Raw genomic sequence first — 4,759 nt, 5'->3', positions numbered from 1 at the left:
GATGGCGCTCTTCGACGCCGGCCTCGTCAGCGACGAACCCGCCCTGGTACCCGTCAAGTTCGACCTCGCGGATCTTGCCCAGCAGGCAGCCACCGATGAATTGCCGTCGATGCTCCGAGGGCTGGTCCGCCGCCCACGCCGCATCGCGGCCGCCGGCGCGGGCGGTGCCGGCGGCGGCTCCCTGGCCGACCGTCTGTCGGGCCTGACGGTCAACGAGCAGCGGCGTCTTGTGGTGGAGTTGGTGTCGGGTGAGGTCGCGGTGGTGTTGGGGCATGCGGATGCGGGGAGTATCGGTGCCGGGCAGGCGTTCAACGATCTGGGTTTTGATTCGTTGACGGCGGTGGAGTTGCGGAACCGGTTGAACGCGGTGACGGGGTTGCGGTTGCCGGCGACGTTGATCTTCGATTATCCGTCGCCGGGTGTGCTGGCTGAGTTCTTGTGCGGGGAGTTGGTGGGTGAGGGGGCGTTGGTCGGTTCGGTTGTGGCGGGGGGTGTGTCTGTCGTCTCGGTGTCGGAGGATCCGATCGCGATTGTGGCGATGGGGTGTCGGCTGCCGGGTGGGGTGGGGTCGCCGGAGGATTTGTGGCGGCTGGTGGTCGAGGGGCGTGAGGGCATCACGGCGTTTCCGGAGGATCGGGGTTGGGATGTGGCGGGGTTGTTCGATCCTGATCCGGACAGTGTGGGTAAGTCCTATGTTCGGGAGGGCGGTTTCCTGCATGACGCGGGGGAGTTCGACCCGGCGTTCTTCGGGATCAGTCCGCGTGAGGCGTTGGCGATGGATCCGCAGCAGCGGTTGCTGTTGGAGACGTCGTGGGAGGTGCTGGAGCGGGCCGGGATCGATCCGACCACGCTGAAGGGCAGCCGGACCGGTGTCTTCGCCGGCGCCATGTACCACGACTACAACGAGGCAGTCGCCGCCGGCAGCCTCGTCTCCGGGCGCGTTTCGTATGCCCTCGGGCTCGAAGGACCCTCCGTGACGGTGGACACGGCGTGCTCGTCGTCGCTGGTGGCGATGCACTCCGCGATGCAGGCCCTGCGCAACGGCGAGTGCTCGCTCGCCCTGGCCGGCGGCGTCGCCGTGATGTCCACCCCCATCGCCTTCGTACAGTTCTCGCGGCAGCGGGGTCTGGCGCCGGATGGTCGGTGCAAGTCGTTCGCGGCGGGTGCGGACGGTACGTCGTGGGCCGAGGGTGTGGGTCTGCTGCTGTTGGAGCGTCTGTCGGATGCGCGGCGCAATGGTCATCAGGTGTTGGCGCTGGTGCGGGGCAGTGCGGTGAACCAGGATGGTGCGTCGAATGGGCTGACGGCGCCGAATGGTCCTTCGCAGCAGCGTGTGATCCGGCAGGCGCTTGCCAGTGCCGGGCTGTCGGCCGCTGATGTGGATGCGGTGGAGGCGCACGGCACGGGTACGTCGTTGGGTGATCCGATCGAGGCGCAGGCGCTGATCGCGACGTACGGCCAGGAGCGTCCTGGGGCGGGGCGTCCGTTGTGGCTGGGTTCGTTGAAGTCGAACATCGGTCATGCGCAGGCCGCGGCGGGTGTGGCGGGTGTGATCAAGATGGTGGAGGCGATGCGGCACGGGGTGTTGCCCAGGACGTTGCATGTGGATGCTCCGTCGCCGAAGGTGGACTGGTCGGCGGGTGCGGTGGAGTTGCTGACGGAGGCGCGGGAGTGGTCGAGGGAGGGGGAGCGCCCGCGTCGGGCGGCCGTCTCCTCCTTCGGCATCAGCGGGACCAACGCGCACGTGATTCTGGAGGGGGTTGAGCCTGCCGATCCTGCGGTTCCGGTGGAGCGTGCGGGGGCGCCGGAGGGTGTGGTGCCGTTGGTGGTCTCGGGGCGGACACCGGAAGCGGTGCGTGCCCAGGCGGCGCGGCTGGCCGGGTTCCTGGGTGAGGGTTCGGGGTTGCATCTGTCGGACGTGGCGTATTCGCTGGCGACGTCTCGTGCTCGGTTTGATCACCGTGCGGTGGTGGTGGCGGGCTCGGTGGAGGAGGCGCGGGAGCAGCTGGCGTCGGTGCGTGGAGAGACGGTGGTCGGCGGTCGTCTGGGGGTGCTGTTCACGGGCCAGGGTGCGCAGCGCGCCGGGATGGGGCGCGAGCTGTATGCGGCCTACCCGGTGTTCGCTGAAGCCTTCGACCAGGTGTGCGCCGCCGTGGACGAGAGCCTCGGCAGCTCTTTGAAGGAGCTGGTGTTCGGGGGCGGTGATCTGCTGGATGCGACGCGGTATGCGCAGCCGGCGTTGTTCGCTGTCGAGGTGGCACTGTTCCGGTTGGTGGAGTCGTGGGGCGTGCGGCCGGACTGCCTGGCGGGTCATTCGATCGGTGAGGTGGTGGCGGCGTATCTGGCGGGTGTGTGGTCGTTGGAGGATGCCGCGGGGTTGGTGGTGGCGCGGGGCCGGTTGATGCAGGAGCTTGCCGTGGGTGGGGTGATGGTGGCGGTCGAGGCGTCGGAGGACGAGGTCGCTGCGTTGCTGACGGCCGGGGTGAGCATCGCGGCGATCAACGGGGACATGTCGCTGGTCCTGTCCGGCGTCCGGGACGAGGTCGAGGCGGTGCTGACCCGGTTCGAGGGGCGCCGGACGAAGCGGCTGCGGGTCTCGCACGCGTTCCACTCGCCGTTGATGGACCCGATGCTGGAGGAGTTCCGCAGGGTGGCGTCCACACTCACCTATTCCGCGCCGTCCGTCCCGGTGATCTCGAACCTGACGGGCGAAATCGCGGACGCCGAGCGGCTGTGCACGCCGGAGTACTGGGTGGAGCACGTGCGGGGCACGGTCCGTTTCCACGACGGTGTGCGTGCGCTGCGGGAGCGGAAGGTGACCACCTTCCTGGAGCTGGGCCCCGACGGAGTGCTCTCCGGGATGGTGGCCGAGGAAGGGTGCGTGCCGTCGCTGCGGCGCGACGTGCCCGAGGACCGCGCCCTGATGACCACCCTTGCCCGGCTCCACGCCCGCGGTGTCGACGTCGGCTGGGAGCAGGTCTTCGCCGGTACCGGTGCACGCCGGATCGACCTGCCCACCTACGCCTTCCAACACCAGCGCTACTGGATGAACTCGAATGTGTCCAGCGGTGATCCCGCATTCGCGGCCGGGCATCAGCTGTTGGACTCGTTGATCAGTCTCCCCGACACGGGCGGTGTCCTCGGCACAGGTCGGCTGTCGCTCGGCACCCAGCCGTGGCTCGCCGATCACGCCGTGGCCGGCACGATCCTGCTGCCGGGTGCCGCTTTGGTCGAGTTGGCAGTTCGTGCCGGTGATGAGGTCGGCGCGGGGACGCTGCGGGAGCTGGTGATCGAGACTCCCTTGGTGATCCCCGATGAGGGTGCGGTGCGTGTCCAGGTGTCGGTGGGCGAGGACGCGGACGGCGTGCGGCCGGTCGCGGTGTACTCGCGGCCGGACGACGCCGACTCCGACGCGCCGTGGGTCCGCCACGCGAGGGGGCAGCTCGCCGACGAGGCACCGGCACCTGGTGCCGACTTCGCCGTCTGGCCTCCGGAGGCTGCGCAGCCCGTCGACCTGACCGGCTTCTATACGGAGCAGGCGACCGCCGGGTATGGATACGGGCCGGTGTTTCAGGGTTTGCGTGCGGTGTGGCGGCGTGGTGGCGAGGTGTTCGCCGAGGTCGCGTTGCCGGCGGGTGAGGTGGAGTCGGCCGCCGGGTTCGGTCTGCACCCGGCGCTCCTGGACGCCGCGCTGCACGCGGGAGCCTTCCTGGGTGAGCGTGAGCCCGACGGTGAGGGGTTGCTCCTCCCGTTCGCGTGGAACGGCCTGACACTGCACGCCTCCGGCGCCACCGCCCTGCGGGTGCGCATGACGCCCACCGGGTCCGAATCGGTGGCACTGGAACTCGCCGACGGTGAGGGGACTCCGGTCGCGTCGGTCGAGTCCCTCGTGCTGCGGGCGGTGGCGGATGAGCAACTGCGGGTGTCCGGGGATTCGTTGTTCCGGGTGGAGTGGTCGTTGTTGCCGGTGGCTGGGGGTGTGGGTGATGTGGAGGCGGAGGTGGAGGTTGTGGAGGTGCCTCGGTCGGTGTCGTTGGATGCGGGGGTGGTGCGGGAGGTGACGGCTGGGGTGCTTTCGGTTGTTCAGTCGTTTCTCGCGGGGTCGCGTGGGGGTTGGTTGGTGGTGGTGTCGCGGGGTGCTGTGTCGGTGGGTGGTGCTGTGGGTAGTGCTGTGGGTGGTGATGGTGAGGGTGATGGTGGTGTGGTGGATCCGGTGGGGGCTGCGGTGTGGGGGTTGGTGCGTTCGGTGCAGGCGGAGAGTCCGGGGCGGGTGGTGTTGGTGGATGTGGGTGAGGGGGGTGTGGTGCCTGGTGGTGGGGTGTTGGCGGGTGTGGTTGCGTTGGGTGAGCCGCAGGTGGCGTTGCGGTCGGGTGGGGTGTTTGTTCCGCGGTTGGTGCGGGCTGGGGTGTCGGTGGAATCGCTGGGGTCGGTGGGTGATGGTGATGGTGGTGTGGTGTTTCGTCGGGGTGGGACGGTGTTGGTGACGGGTGGTACGGGTGCGTTGGGTGCGGTGGTGGCGCGGCATTTGGTGGCGGTGCATGGGGTGCGGAGTTTGGTGTTGGCTGGTCGGCGGGGTGTGGATGCTGTGGGTGTGGTGGAGTTGCGGGCGGAGTTGGAGCGGGCGGGTGCGGAGGTGGTGGTGGAGGCGTGTGATGTGGCGGATCGTGAGGCGGTGGTGGGGTTGTTGGGTCGGGTGCCGGTGGGGGCGCCGTTGTCGGGTGTGGTGCATGTGGCTGGTGTGCTTGATGATGGTGTGGTG

The 4,759-nt window shown here is 69.1% G+C and carries 1 protein-coding gene; it reads left to right on the top strand.

The genetic code is table 11. From position 1 onward, the window contains the following. Positions 1-4,759, top strand: a 4,759-nt coding sequence (locus ABEB07_RS02770; protein ID WP_345666851.1) for a beta-ketoacyl synthase N-terminal-like domain-containing protein, incomplete at both ends; no start/stop codon positions are given.

The organism is Streptomyces similanensis (assembly GCF_039543625.1).
GTDB lineage: Bacteria > Actinomycetota > Actinomycetes > Streptomycetales > Streptomycetaceae > Streptomyces > Streptomyces similanensis.
Note: the sequence above shows the minus strand (reverse complement) of the source record. Positions and strands in the feature narration are given on the sequence as shown.